The sequence below is a fragment of the Paenibacillus lentus genome, assembly GCF_042714055.1.
Taxonomy (GTDB): domain Bacteria; phylum Bacillota; class Bacilli; order Paenibacillales; family Paenibacillaceae; genus Fontibacillus; species Fontibacillus lentus_A.
Window position 1 is genome coordinate 1 of sequence record NZ_JBHGVC010000018.1, and the last position, 12,920, is coordinate 12,920.

A 12,920-nucleotide genomic window follows, 5' to 3' on the forward strand; every position below is an offset into this window, starting at 1 on the left:
CCCTCCAGCGCCGATGGTACTTGGACCGCAGGGTCCTGGGAGAGTAGGACGTCGCCAAGCGAAGAACCACTGCCGATGAACCGGTGGTGGTTTTTATTTTTTTATAGAAGGTACTCGCTCGAGAACATCTTTGGATTCTAAATTATGTAATGCTAGAAGCATCTGAACATATTTCAGGTGTTTTTTTTATTTCAATGAGGTTAAGAAAATGATAGATCCCGCCTGGGAAGAAAACAATATTGTAAGGGGATTTGTAAATCAATTGGCTCCAAATTCTACTACAATAAGTAATACGCGATGACCTTTAGGAGGGAAATACAACTATGAAGCAAATTAAACAATGGACTACATCCGTGCTCGCAGCAACTTTATTGCTCGCTAGCTCAAGTGTAACCGGAACAGGAACAGCCGCAGCAGCTAAAGCAAGCTCAAAGAATACAGAGCCGCCGATTGTCGTGCTTAAATCAAACGGAGTCATTACGCAGGAGCAGGGGCTGTTTAAGGACGGGCAGACCTGGGTACCTGTGACATTTTTAAGAGATGTCTTAAAGCTGCCGCTTCAATACGATGCAGTAAATAAAGTCTATACCCTTGGAAAAGGCTATAGAACTGTAAATCTTACCGTATCGGATAATCAGGTTGGAATTGATATTAACGGATATTATTTGAGTCATATGGAAGGGAAGCTGGTTAACGGGCGATTATTTGTCCCTTTTTCACTTGTTAAAGATTATATGGGCTATCAAGGCGATTGGTACTCTCCCACCAAGAGGCTCAACGTGATGAAGACTAAAGAGAATGAGCTTAATATTGAGACTGTGACCATCGAGGAAAAATCCGAGGAAGCTACGATTCGTTTGAATTATCCGCAAATTAGTAAATTGGACAATCCGAATGCTGAAAAGTCCATAAATGAAGCATTGAAGCAGGCCGTGCTGGACTTTGAAGCATCGATCGAAAAGCAGCTGCAGGACAGAGACGAGACGGCGGAGCGTCCATACGAGTATGAGAGCCATTATGTAGTCACTTATAATGCAGAAGGTATCCTTAGCCTAATCATGCAGAAATATGAGTATTTGGGTGGCGCTCATGGGATGACGATCCAAGAGGGATATACTTTTTCTCTAGCTGACGGGAATTCTTTAACCATAGATGATTTATTCGATACGAATAAAGACTACAAGAAGAAGCTGAACGAGCAATTAGCAGCTAAATTGCAAGCTATGCCGGAGTATATGGGAGGTTTTGAAGGGGTTAATCAAGAGACTGGATTTTATATTCAGGCGGGGAAGCTGAAGGTTTTTTTCCAATTGTATGATTACTTTCCTTATGCATTCGGAATACCAGAATTCTCAATTCCTTTCAGCGATATATTACCTAGTGGGGCCAGTCCTTTTGACGGGAAATAAGAAAAGGGATTGTCTGCTATTCATCGAATTTAATAGATATTGAATGGTAAACGGATATTTTCTCTTAAGTAAGCGGGTAGAGAAATGTCCGTTTATTTTCATTAAACTGTTCATTTGAATGTAACCTTTTTGTTACCGACATGATCCTGACAGGCGTTATAATGAGAATGGTAGTTTCTCGACTAGGAAATTAAGCCTATCTTCGTAATTATATTGTGGAAAAATCGTCAATATTATCCAGGTGAAATAGTATGTAGGTCAGGTAAGGAGGAATAATACATGCGGCTAAGAGGGAAGGGATATTCCTTATGCTTCATGGGGTTAGTCTGGATGATCCTGCTCGCGATCACAGGCTGTGCATCTTCCACACCTTCTTGGACGAAATTTGAGGGCTCGGCTGTTGAGAAGAGCTTTCCTGTTCCAAAGGAAGCCAGTATTACGGAAACCGCTCTTAATAATTCAAGAATGGATTATGTCCATTATTCGTTGTCGGGAATTAATGAATCCAGCAGCGTGCCTGAGGAATATCAGCAAGCGATTTATGAATGGGGTTGGACGGAGCAGGAAGATCAGAATTCCGGAACAACGCGTGTATATAAGAAAGATAAAGTTATCGTTCAACTAACGATTCATGACAATTCGTTTACTGTGCTGGTGCCGAAGCAAGAGAAGAAAACCGTAATACAGGGACTGGAGAGCAGTCCGTAACTCCAATAAAGATGAAGCATACGAATATAGCGTTGGCTTATCGGCCTGTTTCCTGCGCGACTGCAGGAAACAGGATTTTTTAATATCGGGGATAAAAGGTTTATATATGTAATACTTTAAGGCATGTAGTAGGAAATGTCCTCTTCGTTAAATTTGATCATGCCTTCTTTGGGTTGATTTTTAAAGCCGAATAAGGGGTAAAGCCGTGGAGCCATGCTCCATGCGTGCCAGAAGAACAAGGAAAACACAAAAGATATCGGAGACCAAGGAATCATGATCGCGACAATGATCAATCCGATCCATGAGGTATGCAGCTGCACACGTCGATATACCGAATAGGCAACATACTGATCCGGCATATAACCGATCCAGGGCAAACGTCGGGTAAAGCGCCAGCGTTTACGGTAGGAGCTATGGATGATGACCAGTACGGATCGGGCTATAACATACTGAATCCAAAATGCAACCGGGATTGCCAGCAGGAAGAAAAATATGCTAGTCCAATTGAACAGAACAATTTCTGCGGCAAGCCAAATCAGAGGAAGAGTCAGAAGACTATGGATCAGGGTTTTGGGGATTACCAATTTCTTGAGAAGTCGGTAATGGTAAAATGTTGCATTCGTGCCGGATTCAGCGGGCATCGATACATTCAACCCTCCTTGGAATAATAAAATAGACAAACCTGATAATTAGGCAGGCTCTTACTAATATATCGGCAGAAAAAAAGAATATTTTACGTTTGTTACGTACAAACACCATTGCAGCAGGCATTGCATATACATAAATAGTAAGTAATGTACTATGAAAGGGTTTAAAATAATAGAACATGTGTCATACTGATAGTAAAATAAACAAGGTGGGATTGCGGATGGATGAACATGCGCATAATACATGTATTATATGCGGCGAGCACAAACTGGAAGGAATTCATATTGTGTCCGAATTTATATGCGATGCCTGTGAGGCGGAAATGGTTCACACCGACGTTCAGGAAGAAAAATATCACTTCTTTATTCATCGGATGAAGCAAATATGGGTGCAGAAGAATGCTTAATATTCATAGTTAGGGACCTGCTGGCTGTATGTGGCGGGTCCTTTTGTGTTGCCCTATGCAGGAGAGTAGCGTTAAAATGAAGTGATAACCTATTATAATCATTTGCAGGTTTCACCCTGCTTGATAAGAGGGGAAGAAAAGTCAATTCGGAAGGATCAGATAAATATGTCTGACAATGTGAAGCATAGGGCTCCTCTGTATGAGGCTTTGCTTCGGTATAAGAAGGCGAATCACGCTTCTTTTCACGTGCCCGGCCATAAAAATGGCCAAGCTTATAGAATGGGCAGCAATGATCGTGCTACAGAGCTGGATCAGATTATGGAGATCGATGTGACGGAGATTAACGGAACAGACGATCTCCATCATCCGGAGGGTGTGATTAAGGAGGCGCAGCAGCAGGCTGCTTCCTTATTCGGAGCGGAGGAGACGTATTTTCTTGTCGGCGGCAGTACGGCCGGCAACCTGGCCCTGATCCTGAGCGTGTGCACCGCTCCAGGGGACGTGCTGCTTGTGCAGCGCAATGTGCATAAATCCGTTATTCACGGATTTATGCTCGCGCACGCACAAGCGGTGTTCCTTGCGCCGCAGCTGCACGGCGCAAGCGGGCTCGCCACCATCCCGTCCGTAGAGACGGTGCGTGAGGCCCTGCGCCGGTATCCCGGCGCGAAGGGGCTGCTCGTCACGCACCCGAACTACTACGGGATGGGCGCATCGCTGGCAGAGCTGGCGGAGCTCTGCCATGCTCACGGCGTGCCGCTGCTCGTCGACGAGGCGCACGGCGCCCACTACGGGCTGCACCCGGCTCTGCCGGTGTCCGCGTTAGCCCAGGGCGCCGATGGCGTCGTGCAGTCGACGCACAAGATGCTCGCCGCCCTCACGATGGGCGCGATGCTGCACGTGCAGGGCAGCCTGCTCGACCGCAGTCTGCTGCGTCAGCGGCTCGCGATGGTGCAGAGCTCCAGCCCCTCGTATCCGATCATGGCTTCGCTTGACCTAAGCCGCAGCCTGCTGGAGCGGCAAGGCCATGCGGCGTTCCGTGACGGCCTCGCGGCGGCAGACTGGCTTCGGCAAGCGATTCATACCGCATTGCCCCGCTTTGGTATACTTAAGACGGGCTCCAGCGGAGAAGATGCTGCATATACTACACAAGATCCGTTCAAACTTGTACTCTATGATGCATTTGGCGGCAGTAACGGTTACGAGCTGCAGGATAAGCTGGAGACGGCAGGCTGTATACCGGAGATGAGTGATGAACGATTCGTAGTCTTGGCGCTGAGCCTGGGAACGACCATGGAGGATGCCGAGCGTCTATACCAGGCATTACAGGAAATTTCAGAGGGTGCGGGAAACGGGTACGAGACCAAGGGGGAGAATGAGGAGGGCCGGGCGGGCGGTGACCTAGCTCGTAAGCAAGAGCAAAAGCACGGGCATCAGCAAGAACAAGAGCAGATGCAGCAGCCTAGACAAAAGGATGAGAAAAAGTCATCCGCTCCTTCTTTAGTTTCCACGTGGAACATTGAAACGGATTTAGAGGATGGAGTATCGAGTCCGGTACCTTTTGATATGCAGCCACGATCTCTGGAAGATATCGAAACGGTATTCGTGGAGGATGCTCAAGGCCGAACCGCAGCAGAAATGATCATTCCTTACCCGCCGGGTATTCCTTTGCTTTATCCGGGAGAGGCTATCTCGGAAAGAACGATGAATCGTTTAAAGGGGTTGCGCCAGTCCGGAGCAAAATGCCAGGGAGCTGCAGATTCTCGGCTAAATACCATCTTAGTTTATAAGCACCTGTATAAAGAGCAAACAGAAGGCGGGAGTACCGATGAAGAGTAAAGGATTGTTTATTACGCTGGAGGGCGGGGAAGGCTCGGGCAAAACGACCATGCTGCAGCTGCTTAGTTCTATGCTCCAGGAGCAGGGAATTCCGAGCATGACGACGAGGGAGCCTGGTGGGATTGTCATCGCGGAAAGAATACGTGAGGTGATCCTGGCGCCAGAGCATACGGCGATGGATGCTCGAACCGAAGCTTTGCTCTATGCGGCGGCCAGACGGCAGCATTTGGCGGAAAAGGTGGAGCCAGCGCTGGAAGAGGGACTCATCGTATTATGTGATCGCTTCATCGACAGCAGTCTCGCCTATCAAGGCCATGCCAGAGGCCTCGGCATTGACGAGGTACTGGCCATTAACAGCTTTGCGACAAACGGGCGCTTTCCTGATTTAACATTCTATATGGATATTGAACCGGAGGCCGGACTGGCAAGAATCGCCTCGGGCCAAGGGCGCGAGGTGAACAGATTGGATATGGAAAGCCTGGAGTTTCATCATAAAGTCAGGGAGGGCTACCGGATCGCGGCAAAAATGTATCCCAGCCGGATCATTACGATCGATGCTTCAAGATCGCTCGAAGAGGTCAAAGAGGAGATGAAGAGTTATCTTTTCACGGCATTAAAGGAATTTGCACTATGATTGTCAAATATAAATGTATTCGGTTTCGTAAGCCGGATACGAACGAATCATACTATAATGTAAATACGAGGAGGGGCTGCAATGAAGCTGATCATTGCGATTATCCAAGATAAAGACAGCAATCGTCTATCCAGTGCGCTCGTAAAGGAAAACTATCGGGCGACGAAGCTAGCAAGTACCGGCGGATTTTTGCGGGCAGGGAATACGACGTTTATGATCGGGGTAGATGACAATCAGGTGGAATCCGTAATGAACGTCATCCGCAGCAGTTGCAAAGTCCGTGAGCAGCTTGTCACGCCAGTGACGCCGATGAGCGGAACGACCGACTCGTATTTGCCGCTGCCGGTCGAGGTGCAGGTTGGGGGAGCGACCGTCTTCGTTCTGCCAGTAGACCGTTTCGAACATTTTTAAGGGCTGCTCATTAAGTCCCCTTTTGATCATGGAAGCATGATCAGGATGTGAATCGACATCGAATCTTGCATTCACCCTTGAAGAGAATTTGCTTTCGCAGGATGTTTTCGTTGGAAACATTTTAGGTGCTCATGTAGCTTGAATTCGCTATATACAGAGGTTTATTTTTGAAATAAAAGAAGATAGGCTGTGAATGAAATGAAGATAGATCCGGGGTTCAGGCCGCTGAACAGTGGGTTAGGGATGAATGATAATACTGCCAAACCAGTTCAATCCAAAACATTCTCCGACGTTATGCAGCAGCAGGGGGAGCGTGCTTCCCAGGAGGAACTGAATCGCCGATTCAAAGAAATTCAGCTTCAAGGTGATCGTTTGGCCCGTTCCATGACTATTCGCGAGTTGAAGGCGTACCGCCTCCTCGTCAAAAGATTCATGGAGGATACGGTGCGGCGCGGCGTAGGCATGAAGGATTCCCGGGGCTGGGATCGTCGTGGACGGGGCAAGCGCTATAAGCTGCTGGATGAAATCGATGCGGCTTTGCTGGAAATGGCCGACGATTTGCTGGAAACGGAGCAGGGGAAGATCGAGCTGCTTCAGAAGATCGGTGAGATCAGAGGCATGCTAATCAATCTCTGTTTTTAAAAGGTTAAGCCACGGTGCTGAAAAGCCGACTTCTTGAACTTGTATTTTAAACTCGTATTATAATCAATAAGGAATGTGAATCGCTAATGTCATTTGAGCAAATTATGGGGCAGGATGCGGCTAAAAAACTGCTGCAAAGCGGGCTTCGCCGTAATCAAATATCGCATGCTTATATATTTAGCGGGCCCCCGGGCAGCGGACAGAAGGAAATGGCCATGGCGTTCGTTCAAGCCCTGTTCTGTACGGAAGAGGGGGACGATGCTTGCGGGGAATGCCTGGAATGCCGCAAGGTACTTCATGGCAATCATCCTGATCTCCATTACATCGCTCCTGAGGGCTCGACCATTAAGATTGATCAAATCCGCGATTTACAGCGGATTTTCTCATATCGTTCGGAGAGTGGAAATCCGAAGGCTTACATTATTGACGAGTCAGAGAAAATGACGGTGCAAGCAGCAAACAGCCTGCTGAAATTTTTGGAAGAGCCGCCTTCACCCGCAGTTGCTATTCTTTTGTCGGATAATGGACGCGCTCTGCTTCCAACCATCCAATCGCGGGCCCAGTGGGTGCCTTTTACCCCGCTCGATCCGGAAAGGATGCTCCAAATTTTATCAAACGAAGGATTTCCACCCACTTTATCGAGGTGTGCCGTTCATTTGGCGGCTGGACTAGGCCCGTGCCGCGAGCTGTTGCAGCAGAATTGGTTTGCAGAAATTAGAAACGTAGTGTTACAATTAGGGAAGGAATCCGCAGGACGTGGCGGGAGTCCATTAATTACAGCGCAGCAATCTATTTTCAAGGCAGGCCTGAGCGATCATTTGGACATGTTGTTTAATCTTTTCCATTTGTGGTTTAAGGACATGCTCCATGCGCTCTATCATAAACATGACCAAATCGTTTTCATAGATGAGCTGGATTTTATCAATAGGCATGCTTCAAGTCGCAGCCAAGAGCATTGGATTCAAGCGATGGCCCTTGCGGCAGAGAGCAGGAAGAAGCTTAGGCAGAACATGAACGGCCAGCTCTGTGTCGAACAGTTTTTGATTGGTGTCGAGGGATAACATTAGAGAAATAAAGACCCTGACAGATTTTCAGCAAACTTTCTCCCATGCTAAACAAGGGATTTATTTGAAAGGTCACATATTCATTAGTGCCAGTGCTAGACGAGGGGGTAAGTTTTTGTACACTGTAGTAGGTGTCCGTTTCAAGAAAGCGGGCAAAATATATTATTTCGATCCTCTGGAGCTTCCCGTCGAGAAGGAACAAAGCGTTATCGTCGAGACAGCGCGTGGAATCGAATATGGCAAGGTTGTCGTCGGGAAGAAGCAGGTTGGAGAATCGGACGTCGTCCTTCCGCTGAAGAAGGTGATCCGGATTGCCGACGATGCTGATGCCCGTGTTGTGGAAGAGAACAAGCTTGCGGCAAAGAACGCTTTTGCCACTTGTTTAAATAAAATCAAAGATCATGACCTCAAAATGAAGCTGGTCGATGTCGAGTTTACATTTGACCGCAACAAAATCATTTTTTATTTCACGGCCGAAGGCCGGGTCGATTTCCGTGAACTCGTTAAGGATTTAGCGAGTATTTTCCGTACACGGATCGAGCTCCGTCAGATTGGAGTGCGGGACGAGGCGAAGATGCTTGGCGGGATTGGCCCTTGCGGACGGGTGCTCTGCTGTTCATCCTGGTTGGGCGATTTTGAGCCTGTATCGATCAAGATGGCTAAGGATCAGAGCTTATCGCTTAACCCGACGAAGATTTCCGGACTTTGCGGAAGGCTGATGTGCTGTCTGAAATTTGAGCATGATAATTATGAAAGCGTGAAGGAAGAGTTACCGTCGGTAGGCAAGATGGTGATTACTTCACTTGGCGAAGGGAAAGTCGTGGGACTGAATGCAGGTTCGCGTTCGGTTCATGTGCAATTATTTGAAGTAGGCAAAGTCAAGGAACTTCCTTTAGATGATGTTGTCGTTAAGTAATGGATTTTCAAGATAGACTTTAGAGATGACTCTGGGGTGGGAACTTGGAGAACAAAGATATTTTTACGCATATGCAGGCGCTGGATGCACAAATGGGAACCGTTCACGGCGAATTGAGCAAGCTGATGCTAGAGGTGAAGAAGCTGGTGGAAGAGAATCAGCAGCTTCGGCTGGAGAACGAGCAATTACGCAAAATTTTAAAGCGGGAGACCACCGAAGGTCGCCTTCCGTCCTCGTCTTCAGATCAAGCCGATGCTTCGTTGCCCGAAGGCAAGGAACCGATAGAAGCGGCCGATATCGTCGGGGAAGGGTATGATAATCTCGCACGTCTGTATCACGAGGGATTCCACATTTGCAACGTGTATTACGGACATTTACGAACGGAAGGCGATTGCCTGTTCTGTTTGTCTTTTCTGAATAAATGAGTAAAGCCGTAGGAGCTTCCTACGGTTTTTTTTCAATATGGGAATTTGCAATGCAATTCCGACAACCTTGACTAAGAAAGGCGAGTATTCGATGAGCCAATGGCCGATGGAAGTACCTTTATATGAACAAGAAAGGCTGGATGATCTCCTGACGCATCATTTGCGAATCATTCAGAGCGACGAGGTGTTCAGCTTCTCGATGGACGCAGTGCTGTTGGCGCGATTTGCAGCCGTACCGAAACGGGGCAGAATCATTGATTTTTGTACTGGCAATGGCGTTATACCGCTGCTGCTGTCCACGCGTACCGAAGCGCAGATTGAGGGGATTGAAATACAGCCTAGACTTGCGGACATGGCTCGGCGCAGTATGCAGCTGAATCATCTGCAGAATCGGATTACCATAAGGGAGGGGGATTTACGGGAGCTTGTGCAGGAGACGGGACACGGTGCATACGATGCCTTGACGGTGAATCCGCCTTACATGCCGCTAACCGGCGGGGATTTGAAGCTGAATCCGCACCAAGCCATTGCAAGGCATGAAATTCACTGCACATTAGAGGAGGTCATCAGTTCCTCGATGAGACTGCTGCGAACCGGCGGCAAAATGTCGATGGTGCACAAGCCTCAGCGGCTCGGCGAAATCATGACGCTGCTGCGCCAGTATCGGTTGGAACCGAAGGTCATTCGATTTGTTCATCCGCGAGCGGGCATGGAAGCGAATATGGTGTTAATTGAAGCGCTGCGGGACGGCAGGCCGGATGTCCGAGTGCTGCCACCGCTTATTGTGTACGAGGAAAACGGGGAATACTGCAAAGAAATCTTCGAAATATACTATGGATCAAAAGAGGGAAGATCATGAGTGTAAAGGTACAAAAAAGTTTTGCGGAGCAGCCCGGTGATCAGGGGGGCAGTGGCACGCTCTATCTCGTCGCTACGCCGATCGGCAATTTAGAGGATATGACTTATCGTGCTGTCCGTATTCTTCGGGAAGCGGATATTATCGCCGCGGAGGATACGAGACAGACGAGAAAGCTGTTGTCCCATTTTGAAATTACGCCGGGCAAGCTGTTGAGTTACCATGACCATAATCGGCTAGCCAGTGGTCCAGAGCTTATACGTTTTATAATAGAAGGAAAAAATTTGGCGCTCGTCAGTGACGCGGGTCTGCCGGCCATTTCGGATCCCGGAAGCGACCTTGTCAAGCTGGCGATCGAGGCGGGAATTTCTGTTGTACCCGTACCAGGAGCAAATGCTGCGCTATCTGCTTTGATCGTATCCGGCCTGTCTACGGAGAAATTTAAATTTATCGGCTTCCTTCCCCGGGAGCAGCGGGAGCGGGATGAGCTTCTGCAGCTGCAGGAGGAGGAGGAGAGCACCTTACTATTGTATGAATCTCCGCATCGGCTGATCAAAACCCTGGAATCGATGCTTAACGCCTGGGGAGACCGGAGGATTGTTTTGGCCCGTGAACTGACCAAGCGATTCGAGGAAATGACCCGGGGGACGATACAAGATTGCCTGAACTGGCTGCAGGAGCATCCGCCGATGGGAGAATATTGTATCGTGGTGGAAGGAGCCGATCCCCAGCAGCTCAAAGAAAAGCGGAATGCCTGGTGGCAATCTATGTCCATTGTTGAGCATGTGACGCATTATGAGGAGGAGGGGTTGCCGCGGAAGGAGGCGATGAAGAAGGCAGCGAATGACCGTGGGGTATCCAAGAGGGATATTTACAAATCCTTGATATAGCAGCAAATTTTACTGTTTTTAGAATAGGTATGAGTGGGCTTGAGCCTGTGGATTGGATAGAAATAATGGGCGCACAAAAAAAAGGGAGCCTTCATTCGGCCGGGTTCAAGCCGAAGAAGGCACCAAGGAGATATGAAAAAGGTTAGAATTAACAGATTCAGTAAGTCTATTATATACTATAATTCTTAATTTGTCACAGGTGTTGGAATTTCCGTGAGGCATTCATGGCAAACAATTTTGCCTTTGAAGTAAGTAACGTTCTCAGCATTGCCGCAGAAGATGCAGGCAGGCTCGTATTTTTTAAGCATAATACGCTCACCATCTACATAAATTTCAAGCGCATCTTTCTCCCCAATCCCGAGCGTGCGGCGCAATTCGATAGGAATAACTACTCGACCTAGTTCATCTACTTTTCTAACAATACCTGTTGATTTCATCATGACTGATGATACCCCTCTCGCGAAATTTTTAAAATAAACTTAAAGCGTCATTATTCGACAAACTTCTATCTTTTATGATATTTATAATACCAACGTTTCCCAAAACAGTCAACCTATTTATGGTAGAGTTCAGTTAATTTACTAAATTAAAGACATAAATGCATGAATGGCATCAAATAATTGCTTTTATACCGGGGTTTTAGGCAATCGACATATTTCCGACACCTATCACGACATTATTAGACATAATTCGACAAAATAAGTCGAATATCTTGGAGAGGCAAAGTCGTTAAATTCTTTTAATTTCAAAAAAATTGAAAACAAGGAGAATTAACCATGCATAATCTTCGCGAAGAAAAGGTATTCAAAGATCCTGTTCATAATTATATTCATGTTCAGGATGAATTGATCTGGTTACTTATTAATACAAAGGAATTTCAGCGGCTACGCCGGATCCGTCAGCTCGGTACCTCGTATTTAACCTTTCATGGGGCAGAGCATAGCCGATTCTCTCATTCTCTAGGAGTATATGAAATCACGCGGCGAATCATTTCTCAGTTTGAACGAAATAATTATCCAGACTGGCCGCAGGACGAACGTCTTGTAGCTCTTTGCGCGGCGTTGTTGCATGATTTGGGACATGGCCCCTTCTCTCATTCTATTGAACAAGCCTTTGCAATGAACCATGAGGATTGGACTTGCCGCATTTTGCTTGGAGATACGGAGGTAGGACAGGTTCTAAAGCGAATGGGCGAGAATTTTCCGGCTAAGGTAGCCTCGGTCATCCGTAAGGATTACCCGAATGAGATTGTCGTTAACCTGGTGACCAGTCCGCTTGATGCAGACCGAATGGATTATTTGCTGAGAGACGCATATTTTACGGGCGTCAATTACGGCACGATCGATATGGATCGGATATTGCGAATGCTCCGGCCTTATCAGGGTAGAATTGTAGTTAAGGAAACGGGCATGCATGCGGTAGAGGATTATTTAATGTCCCGCTATCAAATGTACTGGCAGGTTTATTTCCACCCGGTTACGCGGAGCTCGGAAATTATTCTGCGGCAGATTTTTCGCCGGGTTAAGGAATTGTATGCTGAAGGGTATACGTTCTCGTTCCTGCCGGCTCCATTACCCGGCTTGTTCAACGCGGATTTGACGGTTCAGCAATATTTGCTATTAGATGAAGCTTTAATTCAAACGGCCTTTATGCAGTGGAAAAATGAAGAGGACAGTCTCCTTTCTGATCTTTGTACCCGGTTTATGGATCGCAAATTGTACAAATATGTTGAACTTGAATCGCTCGATTTGGAGAAAATCACGGAAATTCGCGAACAATTCCGAAAAATAGGCTTAAATCCGGATTATGATCTGGAAATTGATTTTCCGACGGACTTGCCTTATGATGTGTCTCGTCCTGATGAAGAGCTTCGGGGAAAGCAAATTTTATTGCTGGACAAGCAGGAGCGATTGGTGGAGATTTCAGAGGTATCCGATATTGTCCGTTCCATCAGCGGCATGCAGCGGGGGAAATTTTATTTGTACTATCCGGACAATAAATTAAGAGCGGTATGGCATCGTTTGCCTGCGGAATTGGCTCGATTTTTTAGCCGGGAATGTTAATTTAGGAGGAAT

15 protein-coding genes are annotated in these 12,920 nt (G+C 47.2%); 13 read left to right on the forward strand and 2 right to left on the reverse strand.

The features are described from left to right. Positions 1 to 323 precede the first annotated feature (323 nt). A complete protein-coding gene (locus ACE3MQ_RS25240; protein ID WP_379398003.1) occupies positions 324 to 1,409 on the forward strand; it encodes a PdaC/SigV domain-containing protein in 1,086 nt (361 codons plus the stop codon). A 279-nt stretch (positions 1,410 to 1,688) separates the two neighbouring features. Further along, on the forward strand, positions 1,689 to 2,117 hold the full coding sequence (locus ACE3MQ_RS25245; protein WP_379398005.1) for a hypothetical protein: 429 nt from the start codon (positions 1,689 to 1,691) through the stop codon (positions 2,115 to 2,117). 116 nt (positions 2,118 to 2,233) lie between these two features. Here the strand turns inward: ACE3MQ_RS25245 and ACE3MQ_RS25250 are convergent, their stop codons facing one another. Then, a complete protein-coding gene (locus ACE3MQ_RS25250) occupies positions 2,234 to 2,758 on the reverse strand; it encodes a hypothetical protein (protein WP_379398007.1) in 525 nt (174 codons plus the stop codon). Positions 2,759 to 2,985: 227 nt separating this feature from the next. Here ACE3MQ_RS25250 and ACE3MQ_RS25255 point away from each other — a divergent pair, with 227 nt between their 5' ends. The 10 genes from ACE3MQ_RS25255 to rsmI all read left to right on the forward strand — a co-directional run bounded on the left by ACE3MQ_RS25255 (position 2,986) and on the right by rsmI (position 10,845). Beyond that, a complete protein-coding gene (locus tag ACE3MQ_RS25255; protein ID WP_379398009.1) occupies positions 2,986 to 3,171 on the forward strand; it encodes a sigma factor G inhibitor Gin in 186 nt (61 codons plus the stop codon). 165 nt (positions 3,172 to 3,336) lie between these two features. Then, positions 3,337 to 5,007, forward strand: coding sequence for an aminotransferase class I/II-fold pyridoxal phosphate-dependent enzyme (locus tag ACE3MQ_RS25260; RefSeq protein ID WP_379398011.1), 1,671 nt, complete (start codon positions 3,337 to 3,339; stop codon positions 5,005 to 5,007). Further along, positions 4,997 to 5,641: a dTMP kinase gene (tmk, locus tag ACE3MQ_RS25265; RefSeq protein ID WP_379398013.1), complete on the forward strand. Its 645-nt coding sequence runs from the start codon at positions 4,997 to 4,999 to the stop codon at positions 5,639 to 5,641. The genes ACE3MQ_RS25260 and tmk overlap by 11 nt, the downstream gene beginning before the upstream one ends. An 81-nt stretch (positions 5,642 to 5,722) precedes the next feature. Continuing rightward, positions 5,723 to 6,052, forward strand: coding sequence for a cyclic-di-AMP receptor (locus ACE3MQ_RS25270; RefSeq protein WP_379398015.1), 330 nt, complete (start codon positions 5,723 to 5,725; stop codon positions 6,050 to 6,052). 198 nt (positions 6,053 to 6,250) lie between these two features. Further along, positions 6,251 to 6,694 carry a YaaR family protein gene (locus ACE3MQ_RS25275; protein ID WP_379398017.1) on the forward strand — a complete coding sequence of 148 codons (444 nt, stop codon included), beginning with the start codon at positions 6,251 to 6,253 and terminating at the stop codon, positions 6,692 to 6,694. A gap of 86 nt (positions 6,695 to 6,780) precedes the next feature. Continuing rightward, the gene (gene holB, locus ACE3MQ_RS25280) at positions 6,781 to 7,755 is read left to right on the forward strand and encodes a DNA polymerase III subunit delta' (RefSeq protein WP_379398019.1); all 975 of its coding nucleotides are present in this window, start codon (positions 6,781 to 6,783) and stop codon (positions 7,753 to 7,755) included. A gap of 118 nt (positions 7,756 to 7,873) precedes the next feature. Then, the gene (locus tag ACE3MQ_RS25285; RefSeq protein WP_379398021.1) at positions 7,874 to 8,674 is read left to right on the forward strand and encodes a PSP1 domain-containing protein; all 801 of its coding nucleotides are present in this window, start codon (positions 7,874 to 7,876) and stop codon (positions 8,672 to 8,674) included. A 44-nt stretch (positions 8,675 to 8,718) separates the two neighbouring features. After that, complete coding sequence (locus ACE3MQ_RS25290; RefSeq protein WP_379398023.1) at positions 8,719 to 9,099, forward strand: initiation-control protein YabA; 381 nt, start codon at positions 8,719 to 8,721, stop codon at positions 9,097 to 9,099. Between the two features lie 91 nt (positions 9,100 to 9,190). Further along, positions 9,191 to 9,958 (forward strand): tRNA1(Val) (adenine(37)-N6)-methyltransferase, encoded by a 768-nt coding sequence (locus tag ACE3MQ_RS25295; protein ID WP_379398025.1) that lies wholly within the window; start codon positions 9,191 to 9,193, stop codon positions 9,956 to 9,958. Beyond that, on the forward strand, positions 9,955 to 10,845 hold the full coding sequence (gene rsmI / locus ACE3MQ_RS25300) for a 16S rRNA (cytidine(1402)-2'-O)-methyltransferase (RefSeq protein WP_379398027.1): 891 nt from the start codon (positions 9,955 to 9,957) through the stop codon (positions 10,843 to 10,845). Before ACE3MQ_RS25295 ends, rsmI begins: the two co-directional genes overlap by 4 nt. Positions 10,846 to 11,030: 185 nt before the next feature. Here rsmI and ACE3MQ_RS25305 read toward each other — a convergent pair whose 3' ends face one another. After that, positions 11,031 to 11,285, reverse strand: coding sequence for an AbrB/MazE/SpoVT family DNA-binding domain-containing protein (locus tag ACE3MQ_RS25305; protein ID WP_019640040.1), 255 nt, complete (start codon positions 11,283 to 11,285; stop codon positions 11,031 to 11,033). A gap of 336 nt (positions 11,286 to 11,621) precedes the next feature. Between ACE3MQ_RS25305 and ACE3MQ_RS25310 the strand changes: the two genes are divergently transcribed. Beyond that, complete coding sequence (locus ACE3MQ_RS25310) at positions 11,622 to 12,908, forward strand: HD domain-containing protein (protein ID WP_379398030.1); 1,287 nt, start codon at positions 11,622 to 11,624, stop codon at positions 12,906 to 12,908. Positions 12,909 to 12,920 lie beyond the last annotated feature (12 nt).